This is a genomic window from Sphingomonas sp. STIS6.2, from assembly GCF_000732685.2.
In the GTDB taxonomy this organism is placed as follows: Bacteria; Pseudomonadota; Alphaproteobacteria; order Sphingomonadales; family Sphingomonadaceae; genus Sphingomonas; species Sphingomonas aerolata.
In genome coordinates this window covers 531,058-548,476 of sequence record NZ_JPDP02000159.1, presented here as the reverse complement: position 1 = coordinate 548,476, position 17,419 = coordinate 531,058, and the positions used below count along the sequence as shown (strand labels likewise).

Genomic DNA, 17,419 nt, shown 5'->3' with positions numbered 1-17,419 from the left:
CCCCGTTCAGTTTGGGTTTAGCGTGCACAGCTAGCGAGGTCGTCATGCGTATATTGCTCGTCGAGGACGATCCCGATCTCGGCCCCGCGCTGGCCAAGGCCTTGCGAGGCGAGAATTGCGCGGTCGATCTTGCCGCAAACGGCGTCGATGCGGGGCATCTGGGCGACACCGAGGCCTATGACGCCGCCGTGCTGGATCTTGGCCTGCCGGGCCGAGACGGCGTCACGATCCTGCGGGACTGGCGGGCGGCGGGGCGCGACCTTCCTGTGCTGATCCTCACCGCGCGCGACGGATGGTCGGACAAGGTGGCGGGGTTCAAGGCGGGGGCCGACGACTTCATGACCAAGCCGTTCCGCGTCGAGGAACTCGTCATGCGGCTGCGTGCGCTGGTGCGCCGGGCGGCGGGGCATGGCGCCACACGGCTCGAATGCGGTCCGCTCGCATTCGAGACGCAGACCGGCCAGTTCGAGCTCGACGGTTTGCCGGTCAAGCTGACTGCGCTCGAATGGCGGGTGCTCTCGGCGCTGATGCTGTCGAAGGACGCGGTGATCGAGCGGCTGGCGCTGATGGAGCGCGTCTATGAGGGCGATGCGGATGTCGACTCGAACAGCCTCGAGGTGATCGTGGGTCGACTGAGAAAGAAGATCGGTGCGTCGCTGATCGATACCGTGCGCGGTCGCGGTTACCGGCTCGCGACGCCGACACCCCGATGAGGCTGATCCCGCGATCGATTCATGGGCGGATGCTCGGCCTTTCGCTGCTCGCTACGCTCGTCGCGCTCGTGGTCGCGGGTGCGGCGATCGCCGGCGTGTTGCAGCGGTTCGTCACCCAGGGGCTCGACCAGCGGCTCGATGCCGAATTGTCGCTGCTGGCCGGTGCGGTCGATGGCGATGGGCGGATCGACCGGGCGCGACTGACGCGGCTTCGCGGCCTGCTCGATGCCGGCCCCGGCTGGCAATGGCAGATCAGCGGTCCGGCACAAACAGTGAGTTCCGCCGAATTTCCGACGCTGCGGACGCCCGGCCCGGCACCGCGAGACTCGCTGCGCGGGGAAGGGGAGGCGCGTCCGCAACCACTGGAAGGGCGGAACGGAATCCATGCCCGACGGATTTCGATCGCGACGGACGCGGGGCCGATGGTGTTGACCGCAGCCGCACCGCGCGACGTCGTCGCCCGACCGATCCGGTCGGCGGTGGTGCCGTTGCTTGCAACGCTCGGCATCCTTGGCATCCTGCTGGGCGTTGCGACGCTGGTGCAGGTGCGGATCGGGTTGCGACCGCTGCGCGCGTTGCGCGACGGCGTCGCTGCGATGCGCAGGGGGGCCGCGGGTGTGTCCGAAGCGCAGCCCGACGAGCTTCGTCCGCTCGCGATCGAACTGAACGCACTCGCGCGGGACAACGCGTCGGCGCTCGCGACCGCGCGCGCGTCGGCGGCCAATCTGGCGCATGCGCTGAAAACCCCGGTCGCGACGCTTGCGCTAACGGTGCGTGACGATCCCGCCCAGGCGGCGCAGCTTGCCCGGATCGACGCAACGATCCGGCATCATCTTGCCCGCGCACGCAACATCGCCGGCGGTCATGCGAGCAGCACCGCACTCGCCCCCGCGATCGCCGATCTGATGTCGACGATCCGGCGGCTGAGGATGGAACGCGGCGTCGTGATCGATGCGGCGATCGATCCCGAGCTGCACGTCGCGGTCGATGCCGCGGATCTCGACGAGATGGCGGGCAATCTAATCGACAATGCCGCGCAGCATGCGCGAACGACGGTGCGTGTCGCCGCGAGGGTCGATCAGGGCATGATCCGGCTCAGCGTCATCGACGATGGCCCGGGCATCGCGCTGGCGGACCGTCAGCGGGCGACCTCAGCCGGCGTGCGGCTCGACGAACGCGAGGATGGTCATGGGTTCGGCCTGGCGATCGCGCGCGAACTCGCGGCGCTGTATGGCGGCGTGCTGGTCCTCGACGATGCCGCGGGCGGCGGGCTCTCGGCTTCGGTCACCATGCCGATCGGTACCGCGGTCTAGGATTGTCCCGAATGCGCGGCGATCAGGTCCGCGGCGTTTGGACGGCGCAGGATGCGGATGCCGTCATCGCAATAGTCGACGAGCCCCATCGCGACAAACGCGTCGAGCCAGCCCTGCATCGGCCACCAGCCCCACCGCGCGTGGAATATCGTCGCGTTGCGGACGATGTCGTCGAGATGCTGGACGGGCGGATCATAGCTGTCGTGATACTGATGGCAGGCGATGGCCCCGCCGACGAAGATCAGCGGGGTTTGTGCATGCTCGGCGCGAAAGCCGAAATCGGTGTCTTCCGCGCCATAGCCGACGAAAGCCTCGTCGAAGCCACCAAGCGCATCGAACCGCGACCGGCGGATCGCGAACGCCAGCGACCAGAACAGGCCGGGATTGGTTTCGCGCCGCGTGCCCGTTGCGGGAAAGCTGCGCACCGGATGTGGCCGCCCGGTTGCGAGCAGGACCTCTTCGTTCCATGTCGAACGCGCGTCGTCGGGTCCGAGATAGCGGATATCCGCGCAGAGCAACGCATCGTCCGCATCGAGTACCGCACCCATCCTGCCAAGGCACTGCGCCATCGGGATACAGTCTACGTCGAGGAACAGCAGATGTGCAGACGTTGCGTGCCGTGCTGCAAGGTTGCGCGCGGCGGCAAGCGCAAGAGTGCCGGTCTGGAGCCGATGGACGTGGACGGGGAAGGGCGCCTCCGGCTGCGCGACCGGGTCGCTGCTCATGTCGACGATGATCAGTTCGGCGGGGGCGACCGCGCTCCGTTTCAGACCCTCGACCAGCTGGATCAGATGGGGTTCGCGGTCCTTGACGAGGCTCAGGACTGAGAGCGGCGTCATCGCAGGGACCACAGGTCGAGGCGGTACGCGTCTTTTCTTTCGGCGCGCTCGACCGCGACGCCGCCGAGCCGATCCCGTAGCTTGGTGACGGCTGCGTCGCCGGTCTGTGGATAGTCGGAATCGCCTGTCCAGTGCACGAGTATGATCCGGCAATCGGGCGTGGCGCTGGCGCGGATTGCGGCGGCTGCGCGCTCGATATCCGCGTCGTCCCAGTAATAGACGACCTCCGACAGCACGACGAGATCGAACGCGCCGTCCGGCGTCTCGGCCGGGAAGCCACAGCGGGCGATCGTGACATTGGGCAGTGCGGCGCAGCGCGACCGGGCAAGCTCGACGGCGCGCAGGCTGATGTCGATCGAGGTCAGGGTATCGCACAAAGGCGCAAGCCGCGCGGTCAGCACGCCGTGGGCGCAGCCGATCTCCAAGGCCGAACGATAGCGCCGATCATCGATAGCGGCGATCGTCGCATCGAACTTTGCGGCTTCATACGGGCTCGAGGCGAGTGACCAGGGATCGTCGTCGCCGGTGAAGACGTCATCGAAATAGCGCGCGTCGAGGCTATGGTCGGGTCGCATGTCGGCTCGCCAGATAGAGGAGATCGGTGCCCGGCATACGCTGTTGCGCGCGCGGCAGGCGAAAACCGTCGCCCATCAATCCAGTCAACTGGCTGCGGTGGGCACGGAGCGCGGCGCTGCGCCGGGCGGTCGGCATCGCCGCGGTACGGACGACGCGCTTCCCTTCGGGGCGTTCGCCCCAGACGGCATATTCGAAAATCGCGACCGGCCTGCGCGCCGCGTGCGCAGCATGCACCGCAAGCGTGAAGCACGCGGCATGGTCACAATGCGGCTCGCCTGCCGCGGTTGTCGCGATCGCGTCGACCGCGTGCCGGCGCAACAGGGCCGCCAGTTGCCGCACGGATCGACGGAACGCGGTGCTTCCGGGGCGGTGCGGGTTTGCATCGTGCCAGTCGAGAAACCGCGGGACGATCCGCCGTTCGCCGGTCAACAGCGCGACGGCATGCCGTGCCTCACCGCGTCGTCGCCGGATGAGCGTGCTACGGTCCGCCGGCGTCGGGCAGGGATGCGAACCCGATCCGTCGGTTAGGATCATTACACCGGCAAGGCGATTGCGCGCCGCCGTATCGGCGATCAATGCCCCCGTGCCGAGCGTTTCATCATCGGCGTGCGGCGCGAGCACCAGCCACCGCGCGCTGTGCCAAGGACTTCGGCTCAGTGCAGTCGCGGGGGTCACCACAAGCGGTCGCCGGCGCCCCAGACGTCGCGGTCGAGCCAGGCGAGCGCCGCCTGATCGCGCGCATAATCAGGGCTTGCCTGACGCAGATAGAGGCTAAGGTCGCGGCTGATCTTGTCCGCGCGCTCACCATCAAACGCGCTGCGCGTACCGAGAAGACGCGCGGTGGCTTCCATGACGTCGAGCGCGGCACGTTCGACGACCCCGCGAGTCATCTGGACGAAGATGGTGGCGTCGGCCTCCTCACGCGCGGCACGTCCCGCAGCCTCGCGGATCCACAGATAGGCGGTGCGCGCGGCAACGACCGCCTCGGCAAAGCGCGCACGCTGGACGGGATCGCCGCGTGCAGTGTCGGACAAGGCGCGCCGGGTCTCGGTCAGTAGCCCCTCCATGCCGCCAAGCTGAACCGCCAGGAACCGCCATGCGCCCGCGGTGAACCGGGGTTCGCGGTCATAGTCGCCCGGTGCGCCTAGCGTCTGCATGACGCCGGCGGGATAGCCCGAACATTCGTAGCGACCACTCATGCTCGCGCGCATGCCGCGCACGCGCCAGCGGGACGCGTCGGTACGCACGGGATCATCGGCCGGGATGACGACGATCGGACGCTGGCCCGCCGCCGGACGCGCGGTGACGATCGCGTAATCGATACCGCCGGCGCCGCTTGCGAAGTGCTTGGCCCCATCGAGCACAGGGCCGTCAGGACCGTCGGTTACCGCGACGCCGGGCGGAGGCTCGGTCGCCCAGACGCCGAACCAGGCGCCGCGGTCGAGTTCGGTATCGAGCCAAGCGAGCTGATCCGCCGATGCATACCAGTCGAACAGCGCGAGCGCGTTGACATGGCCCTCGAACAGCCGCCCGACGCTAAGGTCACCGCGTCCGACCGTCCGCAGCGCATCGAACAGCTCATCCGGTGCACCATTGGCTTGCCCACCAAGCTCCCGCGGGGCGAACCGCCGGTGCAGGCCGTGGCGGACCAGAGCTGCCATGCTGTCCGCGGGAAACATCGGGGCGGCATCATAACGCTCGCCGCAGGACGCGAGCGTCTCGACGAGGTCGAGGGACGGCGTAGCGGGGGCCGGCCGTGCAGTCGGGCCACTCATCGGTCGAGCCCCAGCGGCATGTCGCAGCGCATTGGCGGGAGCAGGGGTTCATCGCGCGCGACCCCGGCCTCACCGCCCGGCTGGTCGCGTCGCATCCGTCGCCACGCCGCGCGTGCGCGCCACTGATCGAACGACGGCAGAAAAGTGGGCTCGCCGCGCGCCACGCGGACGGACAGCGCCTGCATATGGTCCGCCATGCCCCCGGTCGCGCGACCGATGGTGCGCGCTGACACACGGGTCCACACACTCATCGGATGACCGAGCCGACCGCCTGCCGCGACCGCCGCCTCGACCAGTGCGCGGTCTTCCCCGGCGGGGATAGCGGGGACACCGCCCGCCGCACGGTAGAGCGGGGCAAGAATCGCCAGGCTTGCGCCGGTATGGTCGCCGTGACGGGGCGCCGGATCCCAGCGGCACGGATCGATGTCGTCCTCGATCGCGCGAACACAGGCCCAGTAGCGGTCGAGCTTGACCTGCATCGCATCCATGTCCGCGGCGAGCGGTTCGGCATCGTCGACGACGATCCGGCCGCCGACGATATCAAGCCCCGCGTCGATCGCGCGAAGCATCGCCGAGATCCAGTCTGACGGCGGCCGGGTATCGGCATCGGTGGAGATGAGAACGCCGCGATCCGGATCGATGCGTGCCAAGCCAGCCTCCATCGCCAGGCGTCGTGCGGTGCCGGCGTGCGCACGCTCGGGCGGAAGATCGTGGCACGCTACGGCGAGATGCAGTCGCTCGCCCCAGGCGGCCTGTGCCCGGGCCACCGCGGCGACGCTGTCATCGACGGTGTTATTGATCAAGATCGAGACGCGGATCGGTCCATCGAAGTCCTGCCGCGCAAGGGCGTCGAGCAGAATTGGCAGGCGGTCTGCCTCGTCACGCGCGGGCACGCACACGCAAAAGCGGGCGTCCGTCATGCCGCCCCCGTCAACGTGATCGGATAGTCAGACGCGCGGCCCCGTGCGGCGTGGCGTGTCGGCTGGATCATCTCTTCGTATAAATCCTCATAGCGGTCGATCATGACGTCGGCGTCGCAGATCGCCTCCGCGCGCAGGCGGCAGGCGCGGCGGTCGAGCAGCACCGCCCGCCGCGCGGCATCCGCGAGCGATGCGACATCGTCCGCGCGTGCGAGCGTGCCACAGGACTCGTCGAGGAGCGCCGGAATCGCGCCGCGCGCAAAGGCGGCGACGGGCGTCCCGGACGCGAGGGCTTCGGCGACCACCAGCCCGAACGGTTCTTCCCAGCGAGGCGTGCAGAGGAACGCACTCGCGCCGCCGACGAGCGCGCCGAGTGCCGCATGCTCGAGATGCCCGACATGCGTGACGTCGGCGCCGAGCCGCGGCAGGATCTCGGCTGCATAGTAATCCGGATCGGAGATCGGTCCGGCGATGCGGAGCGGATAGCCTGCCACCCTCGCCGCGTCGATCGCCAGATGAAGGCCCTTTTCGGCGACGATCCGCCCATACCAGACGAGATAGCGGTCGGGACTTGCGGCAGGTTGGAAGGGGAAGCTCGCAAGGTCGATGCCGTTCGGGATCGTCCGGTCGATCGGCGTCACGTGGCTCCACAGACTACGGATCGTATCAGATACGGCAACGAAGCGCATCGATGGTGACTTGCAGAGGCGGATGCCGCTTTCCAGCCAGCAGAACGGGGGTGTGTGCAGCGTCGTGACCATCGGCGTATCGAGCGTTTCCGCCATCGAGACGGGAAGATAGTGGAGCGAGTTGTTGTGGATGACGTCGAACCGTCGATTTCTTAGCATGCTCATCAGCCGCAGATAGGCATGGTGTTCGCGGAAGAACGTCACGTCCTGCGCTTCGGCGGTGCCGGTTTCGAGAAGCGAGGTTTCGTCGCAGATTGCCTCGAGCCCCATTGCCGGATCGGATTTCATCGATGCGAATACTGTGACCGCATGTCCACGTCGGCGTAACGCGGTAGCCAACAGGTGCGTATGCATCTCGAGGCCACCGGCAAAAGGCTCGCGGATGGCATATTTGAGATGCGCAATAATCGCGATTCGCATTCCGACCCCTTCACCAGCGATCACGATCTAGGTCGCGTCGATTCGGTGAGAAACGCATCAATTCGGCTTTTATGTCCGCTACTCGCACCGCGTTTGTGCTAATCTATATCAATACTATAGCGGGTCACGGTCAGACTGCATGTCGGGATGTGCAGCGGCGAAGGCCGGCAGGGTCGCGGCGTTCGCGGCGGCGGTGGCCAGACAGGGGTAGCGTGAGAGATCGACGGCGAAGCGTTCGGCCGCATAGACCTGCGGCACGAGATAGCAGTCGGCCAGCGTCGGCGTGGCGCCAAAGGCATAGCGGTCGCCGTGGCGAGCGATCTGTGGCTCGATCGCATCGAATCCCGCGGTCATCCACCGCGCGATCCAGGCTGATACCTGATCGGGCGTCGCGGCGAAATCTGTCCTGAGTGCATCAAGGATCCGCAGATTGTTGACCGGATGAATGTCGCACCCGATCGTCGCCGCAATGCCGCGCACGATCGCGGCCTCGATCGGATCGGCGGGCAATAGCGGCGCCGCCGGATAGGTCGCGTCGAGCCATTCGAGGATGGCAGGCGACTGCGTCAGGATCGTGCCGTCGCCAATGTCGAGCGCGGGCACCAGCCCTTGCGGGTTAAGCGCGAGATAGCGCGCGTCACGCTGCGCGCCGGTCCTGAGATCGTGCGTGCGCTGCTCATAGGAGCACTGCTTCAGGTTCAGCGCGATCCGCACGCGGTAGGAGGTTGTCGACCGCCAATAGCCGTGCAGGATCATGCCGGCAGCACCGCCTTGGGGAAATCGGCCCAGACAGCGTCATAATCGAGCTGGGCATGTTCCAGCGCATGCGGCGTCGGTCGGTAGGGCCAGCAACTCTCCACCATGAAGGCCATGGTCCCGTCGATCTTGTGCGGCTTGAGATCGGCGTTCGTAGCGGCGGTCCAGCTATCGAGATCGGGACCGTGGCCTGCCATCAGATTGTGCAGGCTCAGACCGCCGGGCGTGAAGCCGGCCGCCTTGGCGTCATAGGCGCCGTGGATCAGCCCCATCGCCTCGGACATGACGTTGCGGTGGAACCAGGGCGGGCGGAACGTGTCCTCGGCGACCATCCAGCGCGGCGGGAAGACGACGAAATCGGCGTTCGCGCGCCCGGGTACGTCGGAGGGCGAGGTCAGAACGGTGAAGATCGACGGATCGGGATGGTCGAAGCTCACCGTGTTGATCGTGTTGAACCGCGCGAGATCGTAACGCCACGGCGCCAGATTGCCGTGCCACGCCACGACGTCGAGCGGACTGTGCTCGAGCGTCGTGCACCACAGCGCTCCCATGAATTTCTGGATAACCTCGAACCGCGTGTCGCGATCCTCGAACCAGGCGACCGGCGTTTCGAAATCGCGCGGATTGGCCAGCCCGTTCGCGCCAATCGGACCAAGATCGGGAAGACGGAACAGGGCGCCATGGTTTTCCGCGACATAGCCCGTTGCTTGCCCATCGGGTAGCAAAGCCCGGAAACGAACACCGCGCGGGATGAGCGCGATCTGGCCGGGCGCGACCATGATCCGCCCGAGCTCGGTCAGAAGTTCGAGCCGCCCCGCCTGGGGGATGAAGAGCAATTCGCCATCGGCATCGACAAAGACCCGCGCGGTCATGTCGCGGTTGGCGGCATAGAGGTGGACCGCGACGCCCTCCAGATCCGCAGGATCGCGGGTGGCGAGCATCGTCGTCATGCCGTCGATCAGGTCGGTGCCCGGGGAGGGTGGCGCGCTCGGGTCCCAGCGCAACCGGTTGGGCGCCAGCGGACCGTCCTGCGCGTCCGCCGCGAAACGTGCAGCGCCGTCATATCGGACATAGGGCGGATGTTCGGCGGTCGGGCGCATGCGGTACAGCCAGCTCCGCCGGTTCTCGTGACGCGGTGCGGTGAAGGCCGTGCCCGACAGCTGCTCGGTGTACAGCCCGAAGGGGGGCCGTTGTGGCGCATTGCGGCCGATGGGCAGCGCGCCTGCGACGGCCTCGGTCGCGACATGGTTGCCGAAACCCGAAATATAGCCGGTGGCGGCCGGGTCATTGGCCATCGTAACACTCTCCTCGCGCACCCCTGTTCGACGTGCCGCGGGGGCCGGGGGTTTCGCCAAGGACGATGGCCCCCGGCCAATATGGTGTCAACTGTTACCAGTTTGCGCTGCTTTTGCTTCCTGCCGGAAGCGGTGGAGCAGGGGTTCTGTATAGCCGTTCGGCTGATCAAGCCCTTCGAAGACGAGCGCGCGCGCGGCGCGATAGGCAAGGCTGGTTGCTTCGTGCCCTGCCATCGGCCGATAGTGCTGATCGGAAGCATTCTGCGCATCGACCTTGGCCGCCATCTTCACAAAGGCGGCATCGACCTCGGCGGGCGTTGCGATGCCGTGGAGCATCCAGTTCGCCATATGTTGCGAGCTGATCCGCAGGGTCGCGCGATCTTCCATCAGGCCGATGTCATGAATGTCCGGCACTTTCGAGCAGCCGACGCCCTGGTCGATCCAGCGCACGACATAGCCGAGAATGCCCTGTGCATTGTTCTCGAGCTCGTCGCGGATCTCGTCGGGGGACCAGTTATGGCCGTGTGCCAGCGGGATCGTCAGCAGCTTCTCGAGCGGCGTGACGGGCTCGCTCTGTCGTGCCGCCTGCCGCGCCAAGACGTCGACGCGGTGGTAATGCGTCGCGTGGAGCGTCGCCGCGGTGGGTGAGGGGACCCAGGCGGTGTTGGCGCCGGTCATCGGGTGCGCGATCTTCTGGTCGAGCATGTCCGCCATGCGATCGGGTGCGGCCCACATGCCTTTGCCGATCTGCGCGCGACCGCTGAGGCCGCAGGCGAGGCCGATCTGGACATTGCGATCCTCATAGGCGGCGATCCAGGCGCTGGCCTTCATCTCGCTCTTGCGGATCATCGGTCCGGCGCGCATCGCGGTGTGCATCTCGTCACCCGTGCGATCGAGGAACCCCGTGTTGATGAACACGATGCGGTCCTTCACCGCGGCGATACAGGCGGCCAGATTGGCCGAAGTGCGGCGTTCCTCGTCCATCACGCCGACCTTGATCGTGTGGCGGTCGAGGCCGAGCAGATCCTCGACCGCGTCGAACAGCCGATTGGTGAAGCCCGCTTCGTCGGGGCCGTGCATCTTCGGCTTGACGATGTAGATCGAACCCTGGCGGCTGTTCCGGAAGCGACCGGTGCCGTTCAGATCATGCAGCGCGATCATCGCGGTCACGATCCCGTCGAGAATGCCCTCGGGCGCCTCCGTCCCATCGGGCAGATGGATCGCGGGCGTGGTCATCAGATGGCCGACATTGCGGACGAACAACAGGCTTCGTCCCGGCAGGACGATCTCCGATCCGTCCTGCGCGGTGTAGCGCCGGTCGTCCTCCAGCGACCGGGTCAGCGTCTGACCTCCCTTGTCGAACTGCGCCTCCAGATCACCCTTCATCAGGCCCAGCCAATTGGCATAGGCCGCGACCTTGTCGTCGGCATCGACCGCTGCGACCGAATCCTCGAGGTCGACGATCGTCGTGAGCGCGGATTCGAGCCGGACATCGGCGAGTCCGGCGGGATCGGACGCGCCGATCGGATGATCGCGATCGATGACGAGTTCGACGTGCAGGCCATTGTGGCGCAACAGGATCGTGCTGCCGGCATGGCCGCGGAGCTGATCCGGTTGTGCCAGCACGGGCGGGCTGCCGTCCCAGTCGGTCCACGAACCCGTCGCAAGCGGCACGCTGGTATCGAGGAACGCCTTGGCCCAGGCGATCACCTGTGCACCGCGGTCCGGGTCATAACCCCGACCGGACGGCGTTCCGGGGATCACGTCGGTGCCGTAGAGCGCGTCGTACAGGCTGCCCCAGCGTGCGTTTGCGGCGTTGAGAACGAACCGGGCATTGAGAATGGGCACAACGAGTTGCGGGCCTGCCAGCCGTGCCACCTCGTCATCGACGCGGGTCGAGGTCGCCACAAACGGCGCAGGCTCCTCAACGAGATAACCGATCTCACGGAGGAAGCGCGCCTGGGCATCCGGATCGACGGGGCGGCCGTCAAGTGCGTCGTACCAGGCGTCGATCTTCGCCTGCAGCGCATCGCGGCGAGCAAGCAGATCGCGATTTTCGGGTGCGAAGCGGGCGTAGATGTCGGCCATTCCGGACCAGAAGGCGGACGGGGCGACCCCGGTGCCGGGCAGCGCCTGGTCCTCGAGAAACCGTGCCAGCGGTGCCGCGACACGCAGCCCCGCCTTGTCGATCATGCCGTCTGACGTCGCGCTCATCGCTCTCTCCCTATCTGACGATCATCCTATACGACCGCCAGGCTGTTCGGTAGACGATCAAGTGTTGAAGCTGTCGATCACTGGGGGAATGAATGGATCCGGATGCTGCCTTGTTCGTCGACGTCGTCGCGGCAGGAAGCCTGAGCGGGGCTGCCCGCTTGCGCGGCATCTCTCCAGCGATGGTATCGAAACGGATCGTCCGGCTAGAGACGCGGCTCGGAGTGCGGCTGCTCAATCGTACGACACGGCGGCTCGAGCCTACGGCGCGAGGCGAGCGGTATCACGCGGACATGGTCGCGATCCTTGCCGCAATCCGGGAGGCCGACGGGCGGGTCGGCGACCGGGCCGCCGGGCCGAGCGGTCCGCTCCGCGTCAGCGCACCGACGTCGTTCGGGCGCTTGCATATCGCGCCGAGGCTCAAGCCCTTTCTCGATGCACATCACGACATTGCGCTCGAGCTGAACCTGTCCGACGGCTTTTCGGACCTGCTCGGCGAAGGGATCGACCTCGCGATCCGGATCGCGCCGACGGTCGAGCGAGGTTATGACGCGCACCGGCTGGGCGACAGCCGCCGGGTCCTGTGTGCCGCACCCGCCTATCTCGAGACGGCGGGCATTCCTGGCAGCGCGGCGGCGCTGGGTGATCATCGCCTGCTCGCGGCGCGCGGCCAAATGCCGTGGCGGCTGACGGGGCCTGACGGCGATTTCACGATCGATGCCGCGAGCCACGTCCGCACGAATTCGAGCGAGGTCGTGAGAGAACTCGCGCTTTCGGGCGTGGGGATCGCGCTGCGGTCGCTGTGGGACGTCAGCAGCGATCTGGCGGCGGGGCGGCTCGTTCGCGTCCTGCCGGCAATCGAGGGGAGCGCGGATGTCGGGATCTTCGCGCTGCACCCGCGCGGCGCAGTGCCGTCGTCGGTTGTCGCGCTGCTCGACTATTTGCGGACGTTGTGGACACCGTCACCGCCCTGGGCCGGCTGATCGAGCGCGCTGGTCACCGCGTCGATCCGGCGGAGCATCGCTGTGAACGCGGCGACCTCAGTCGGATCGAATTGTGCAAAGATCCGCGCCTCCAGATCGCGTGCCTTGGGTGCGACCGCAGCGTAAAGCGTGCGCCCGGCATCGCTGAGCATCAACAGGTGCGAGCGACGGTCGCTGGCATTGGCGCGCCGTTCGAGAAGGCCGCGCTCGACGAGCGCGATGGCCGCGCGGCTTACGGTAACTTTGTCCATGCGCGTACGATGACCGATTTCCGCCTGCGTAATGCCGCCGGTTTCGGCTATGACGGCGACCAGCCGCCATTCGGGGATCGAGAGACCGAACAGCGATTCATAGCTGCGTGCGATCGTGTCGCTGACGAGGTTCGACGTGAACGACAGCCTGAACGGGATGAAGTCGTCGAGCAGAAGTGGGCGGTCGGATGAAGCGGTCATGGCATGGGATAGTATCAGTTGACACGATCTGCGCAAACGCGCAGTTGGTATCCAACGATACTATAAAGCTGTGAGAGGCTGTCGCATCATGGAGCATATGGACGTCAACCCGATGGGGTTGGATGGGTTCGAGTTCTGCGAGTTCACATCGCCCGATCCGGCGGCGATGGGCAAACAGTTCGAGCAATTGGGTTTCGTGCCCGCGTCCCGGCATCCGACCAAGGCAGTGACCCGCTACAAACAGGGTCGCATCAACCTCTTGCTCAACGCTGAGCCGACGGGGCAGGCCGCGACGTTCCGCGCCGACCATGGTCCTTCGGCCAATGGCATGGCGTTCCGTGTCTCGGATGCCAAGGCGGCCTTCGACGCTGCGCTGGCACGCGGTGCGAAGGCGGCCGATGCGTCGCTTGGGGCGCTGGGCGACGAGAGCTACGCGCTGGAGGGGATCGGCGGATCGTTGCTCTATCTCGTCGACCGTCATGGCGGCGCGGGCAGCTTGTACGATGCGTGGGATCAGATCCCGGGCGCGGCAGAGGCCGAGGCCGAGAATTCGGTCGGTCTCGATCTGCTCGACCATCTTACCCATAACGTAAAGCGCGGGCAGATGCGGACCTGGTCGACCTTTTACGGTCAGATTTTCGGGTTCGAAGAGCAGAAATATTTCGACATCAAGGGCAAGGCGACGGGCCTGTTCAGCCAGGCGATGATCGCGCCCGATCGCGCGATCCGGATCCCGCTGAACGAGAGCCAGGACGACCACAGCCAGATCGAGGAGTTCATCCGCGACTATAATGGCGAAGGCATCCAGCATCTCGCGCTGACCACCGACGATATCTACACGACCGTCGAGAAACTGCGGGCTCGCGGCGTCCGGCTGCAGGACACGATCGAGACCTATTACGAACTGGTCGACAAGCGCGTGCCGAACCATGGCGAGGATCTCCAGCGGCTGCGGCGCAACCGGATCCTGCTCGACGGCAATGTCGGTGAGGAGGGGCTGCTGCTCCAGATCTTCACCGAACCGCTGTTCGGGCCGATCTTTTTCGAGGTCATCCAGCGCAAGGGCAATGAGGGGTTCGGCAACGGCAACTTCCAGGCGCTGTACGAGTCGATTGAACTCGACCAGATCCGGCGTGGGGTGATCACGGTCGACGCGTGACGACGTCATGACGGACATGCAGGGCCAGCCGGGCGACGACAGTGCCGTGAGCGATGCGCCGTCGTCGGTGCGGCTGCTCGCCACGCCGGCCGGGATCGCGCTCGGGTCGATCGAGGCGATCGCACCCGGCCAGTCGAGAGGCTATGTCGTGCAGATGCGCGCGGGGCGGTTCCACGGCTTTGCGGTCCGGCGCGGTGACGGCGTCGTCGGCTATGTCGATCGCTGCCCGCACGCCGGACTGCCACTGGCGCGCGCCCTCGACAACTATCTGAGCCCGAATGGCGACCTGATCGTCTGTGGATGGCATTCCGCACTGTTCAGAATCGACGATGGCCGCTGCGTCGGCGGCCCCTGCGTGGGTCAAGCGCTTGCGGTCTGGCCGATCACGGTCGTAGACGGCGTGATCACGACGCTCGGCGCGACGGCTGCGGTCCCTGACCCTCGCTGAGCATCGGGCGAGAACGGTAAAGAGAACAGCCCGGCAAGCCACGGGATTAATACGGTAAGGAGAGTTTCGTGACGCCAGATTTCGACTTCGCGCTGGGCGAAGCCGCGGACATGATCCGCGACACGACGCAGCGTTTTGCGAAGGAGAAGATCGCTCCGCTGGCTGCGAAGATCGATGCGGACGACTGGTTTCCCCGCGAGCTCTGGCCGGCAATGGGCGAGTTGGGGCTTCACGGCATCACCGTCGAGGAAGAGTATGGCGGGCTCGGGCTCGGCTATCTCGAGCATGTTGTCGCGGTCGAAGAAGTGTCGCGCGCATCGGCGTCGATCGGCTTGAGCTATGGCGCGCATTCCAATCTGTGCGTCAATCAGATCCGTCGCTGGGGCAATGCCGAGCAAAAGGCGAAATATCTGCCAAAGCTGGTGTCGGGCGAGCATGTCGGAAGCTTGGCAATGTCCGAGGCCGGGGCGGGATCCGACGTCGTGTCGATGAAGCTGAAGGCGGTGAGGACCGAGAGCGGCTATGTCCTGAACGGCACCAAGTTCTGGATCACCAACGCGGCCTATGCGGATACGCTCGTCGTCTATGCGAAGACGGGCGAGGGATCGAAGGGGATCACCGCCTTCCTGATCGAGAAGGACATGCCGGGTTTCGCGATCGGGCAGAAGATCGACAAGATGGGCATGCGGGGCTCCCCGACTGCCGAGCTCGTCTTCACCGATTGCCACGTGCCGTTCGACGCGGTGATGGGACCGGAGAATGGCGGCGTCGGCGTGCTGATGTCGGGCCTCGACTATGAGCGCGCGGTGCTCGCGGGCATTCAGCTCGGCATCATGCAGGCCTGTCTCGACGTGGTCATCCCCTATGTCCGCGAACGCAGGCAGTTCGGGACCGCGATCGGCCAGTTCCAGCTGATCCAGGCGAAGGTCGCCGACATGTATGTCGCGCTGAGTTCCGCACGTGCCTATGTCTATGCCGTCGCGCGGTCCTGCGATGCGGGCAAGACGACGCGGTTCGACGCAGCGGGCGCGATCCTGCTGGCGAGCGAGAGCGCGGTGAAGGTCTCGCTGGAATCGATCCAGGCTCTGGGTGGCGCGGGCTATACCAAGGACTGGCCGGTCGAGCGTTTCATGCGCGACGCCAAGCTGCTCGACATCGGCGCGGGAACAAACGAGATCCGCCGGATGCTGATCGGACGCGAACTTATCGGTGCCGCGCCCAAGGTGATGCAATGAGCGTGCGGATCAGGTCGCGGCGGGGTGAACGGTGAGCGGTCCCGTCCTCGATACGAAGCTTTCGGTCGACGCCGAGACGTTCCAGGCGAATGCGGCGCACAACCGCGCACTCGCCCAGCGCCTGCGCGACGACGTTGCGCGCGTCGCGCTCGGCGGGGACGTCCGGTCGCGCGACCGGCACGTTGCGCGTGGCAAGCTGCTGCCGCGCGACCGGGTCGAGCGCTTGCTCGATCCGGGTTCGCCGTTTCTCGAGATCGGCCAACTTGTTGCCAATGGCCTGTATGACGACGCGGTCCCCGGCGCGGGAGTGATTGCGGGGATCGGCCGCGTGGCCGGGCGGCAGTGCATGATTTTGTGCAATGATGCGACGGTGAAGGGAGGGACCTATTTCCCGCTGACTGTCAAGAAACATCTGCGAGCGCAGGAAATCGCACAGGAAAATCGTCTGCCGTGCATCTATCTCGTCGATAGTGGCGGAGCGAACCTGCCCCATCAGGCGGAGGTGTTTCCCGATCGCGAGCATTTCGGCCGGATTTTCTACAACCAGGCGCAGATGTCGGCGCTGGGGATACCGCAGATCGCGTGTGTGATGGGGAGCTGCACTGCGGGCGGCGCCTATGTCCCGGCAATGTCCGACGAGACGATCATCGTCCGCGGGCAGGGCACGATCTTCCTCGCTGGGCCGCCGCTGGTCAAGGCGGCGACGGGCGAGGTGATTTCCGCGGAGGACCTCGGCGGCGCGGACACGCATGGACGGCGGTCGGGCGTCGTCGATCATGTCGCCGAATCGGACGACCACGCGCTGACGATCGTTCGCGACATCGTCTCGACCTTGCCGCCACAGGTCCCTGTCACGGTGAACCAGCAACCGGCCCGCCCGCCGAAATACGCGGCCGAGGGACTTTACGGTGTCGTGCCGTCGGATGTGCGCGCACCCTATGACGTTCACGAAGTGATCGCACGACTGGTCGATGGCAGCGAATTCCATGCATTTAAGGCGCTCTATGGTACCTCGCTGGTGTGCGGGTTCGCGCATATCCACGGGCTCCCCGTCGCAATCCTCGCCAATAACGGCGTCCTGTTCAGCGAAAGCGCACAGAAGGGGGCGCATTTCATCGAGCTCGCCTGCCAGCGCAAGGTACCGCTGCTGTTCCTCCAGAACATCTCGGGCTTCATGGTCGGCGGGAAGTATGAGGCGGAAGGCATTGCCAAACATGGTGCAAAGCTCGTGACGGCAGTCGCGACCGCGACCGTGCCGAAGATAACGGTGCTGATCGGCGGCAGTTTCGGCGCCGGCAATTACGGCATGTGCGGACGCGCCTATTCGCCACGCTTTCTGTTCAGCTGGCCGAACAGCCGGATCAGCGTGATGGGCGGCGAACAGGCGGCCTCGGTCCTCGCCACCGTTCACCGCGACGCGGACGACTGGACGGCGGAGGAGGCCGAAGCGTTCAAGGCGCCGGTTCGTCAGAAATATGAGGACGAGGGGAATCCCTGGTACGCGACCGCGCGGCTGTGGGACGACGGGATCATCGATCCCGCGCAGACCCGCGACGTGCTCGGCCTCGCGCTCGCCGCGACGCTCAACGCTCCCATCGCCGAACGCCCCGCGTTCGGTGTGTTCAGGATGTAAGC

General features: G+C 66.3%; 17 protein-coding genes. 7 read left to right on the top strand and 10 right to left on the bottom strand.

Translation table 11 applies throughout. The annotated features are described in order from the left end of the window. The first annotated feature begins 44 nt into the window (after positions 1–44). A complete protein-coding gene (locus sphst_RS17335; RefSeq protein WP_056675974.1) occupies positions 45–713 on the top strand; it encodes a response regulator in 669 nt (222 codons plus the stop codon). After that, positions 710–2,026, top strand: coding sequence for a sensor histidine kinase (locus tag sphst_RS17330; protein ID WP_031394866.1), 1,317 nt, complete (start codon positions 710–712; stop codon positions 2,024–2,026). The genes sphst_RS17335 and sphst_RS17330 overlap by 4 nt, the downstream gene beginning before the upstream one ends. Here the strand turns inward: sphst_RS17330 and sphst_RS17325 are convergent. The 9 genes from sphst_RS17325 to sphst_RS17285 all read right to left on the bottom strand — a co-directional run bounded on the left by sphst_RS17325 (position 2,023) and on the right by sphst_RS17285 (position 11,510). Further along, positions 2,023–2,865, bottom strand: coding sequence for a glycosyltransferase family 2 protein (locus tag sphst_RS17325; protein WP_031394865.1), 843 nt, complete (start codon positions 2,863–2,865; stop codon positions 2,023–2,025). The two genes, sphst_RS17330 and sphst_RS17325, sit on opposite strands and share 4 nt — an antisense overlap. Beyond that, complete coding sequence (locus tag sphst_RS17320) at positions 2,862–3,440, bottom strand: SAM-dependent methyltransferase (protein ID WP_031394864.1); 579 nt, start codon at positions 3,438–3,440, stop codon at positions 2,862–2,864. Before sphst_RS17320 ends, sphst_RS17325 begins: the two co-directional genes overlap by 4 nt. Further along, positions 3,424–4,116 (bottom strand): PIG-L deacetylase family protein, encoded by a 693-nt coding sequence (locus sphst_RS17315; RefSeq protein ID WP_234387727.1) that lies wholly within the window; start codon positions 4,114–4,116, stop codon positions 3,424–3,426. The genes sphst_RS17320 and sphst_RS17315 overlap by 17 nt, the downstream gene beginning before the upstream one ends. Next, complete coding sequence (locus sphst_RS17310) at positions 4,113–5,216, bottom strand: acyl-CoA dehydrogenase family protein (protein WP_107045880.1); 1,104 nt, start codon at positions 5,214–5,216, stop codon at positions 4,113–4,115. Before sphst_RS17310 ends, sphst_RS17315 begins: the two co-directional genes overlap by 4 nt. Then, positions 5,213–6,136 carry a glycosyltransferase gene (locus sphst_RS17305; RefSeq protein WP_056407780.1) on the bottom strand — a complete coding sequence of 308 codons (924 nt, stop codon included), beginning with the start codon at positions 6,134–6,136 and terminating at the stop codon, positions 5,213–5,215. Before sphst_RS17305 ends, sphst_RS17310 begins: the two co-directional genes overlap by 4 nt. Then, positions 6,133–7,245, bottom strand: coding sequence for a glycosyltransferase family 4 protein (locus sphst_RS17300; protein ID WP_107045879.1), 1,113 nt, complete (start codon positions 7,243–7,245; stop codon positions 6,133–6,135). Before sphst_RS17300 ends, sphst_RS17305 begins: the two co-directional genes overlap by 4 nt. Positions 7,246–7,359: 114 nt before the next feature. After that, entirely contained in the window at positions 7,360–8,001 is a 642-nt protein-coding gene (gene maiA, locus sphst_RS17295) for a maleylacetoacetate isomerase (protein WP_031394488.1), read from the bottom strand. Next, positions 7,998–9,296, bottom strand: coding sequence for a homogentisate 1,2-dioxygenase (hmgA, locus tag sphst_RS17290; protein ID WP_031394487.1), 1,299 nt, complete (start codon positions 9,294–9,296; stop codon positions 7,998–8,000). Before hmgA ends, maiA begins: the two co-directional genes overlap by 4 nt. An 87-nt stretch (positions 9,297–9,383) precedes the next feature. Beyond that, positions 9,384–11,510: a malate synthase G gene (locus sphst_RS17285; RefSeq protein WP_234387726.1), complete on the bottom strand. Its 2,127-nt coding sequence runs from the start codon at positions 11,508–11,510 to the stop codon at positions 9,384–9,386. A 92-nt stretch (positions 11,511–11,602) separates the two neighbouring features. Between sphst_RS17285 and sphst_RS17280 the strand changes: the two genes are divergently transcribed. Beyond that, entirely contained in the window at positions 11,603–12,490 is an 888-nt protein-coding gene (locus sphst_RS17280; RefSeq protein WP_031394484.1) for a LysR family transcriptional regulator, read from the top strand. On the opposite strand, the gene sphst_RS17275 is transcribed toward sphst_RS17280, so the two are convergent. Then, positions 12,445–12,942 carry a MarR family winged helix-turn-helix transcriptional regulator gene (locus tag sphst_RS17275; protein ID WP_031394483.1) on the bottom strand — a complete coding sequence of 166 codons (498 nt, stop codon included), beginning with the start codon at positions 12,940–12,942 and terminating at the stop codon, positions 12,445–12,447. The genes sphst_RS17280 and sphst_RS17275 overlap by 46 nt on opposite strands. Positions 12,943–13,030: 88 nt before the next feature. On the opposite strand from sphst_RS17275, the gene hppD reads away from it, so the two are divergent. From hppD to sphst_RS17255, 4 genes are all read left to right on the top strand, one after another. Further along, complete coding sequence (gene hppD, locus sphst_RS17270; protein WP_031394482.1) at positions 13,031–14,101, top strand: 4-hydroxyphenylpyruvate dioxygenase; 1,071 nt, start codon at positions 13,031–13,033, stop codon at positions 14,099–14,101. A gap of 16 nt (positions 14,102–14,117) precedes the next feature. Then, positions 14,118–14,549, top strand: coding sequence for a Rieske (2Fe-2S) protein (locus sphst_RS17265; protein ID WP_442800412.1), 432 nt, complete (start codon positions 14,118–14,120; stop codon positions 14,547–14,549). Positions 14,550–14,617: 68 nt separating this feature from the next. Then, on the top strand, positions 14,618–15,784 hold the full coding sequence (locus sphst_RS17260) for an isovaleryl-CoA dehydrogenase (protein ID WP_031394480.1): 1,167 nt from the start codon (positions 14,618–14,620) through the stop codon (positions 15,782–15,784). Between the two features lie 31 nt (positions 15,785–15,815). Next, positions 15,816–17,417 carry a carboxyl transferase domain-containing protein gene (locus tag sphst_RS17255; protein WP_107045878.1) on the top strand — a complete coding sequence of 534 codons (1,602 nt, stop codon included), beginning with the start codon at positions 15,816–15,818 and terminating at the stop codon, positions 17,415–17,417. Positions 17,418–17,419 lie beyond the last annotated feature (2 nt).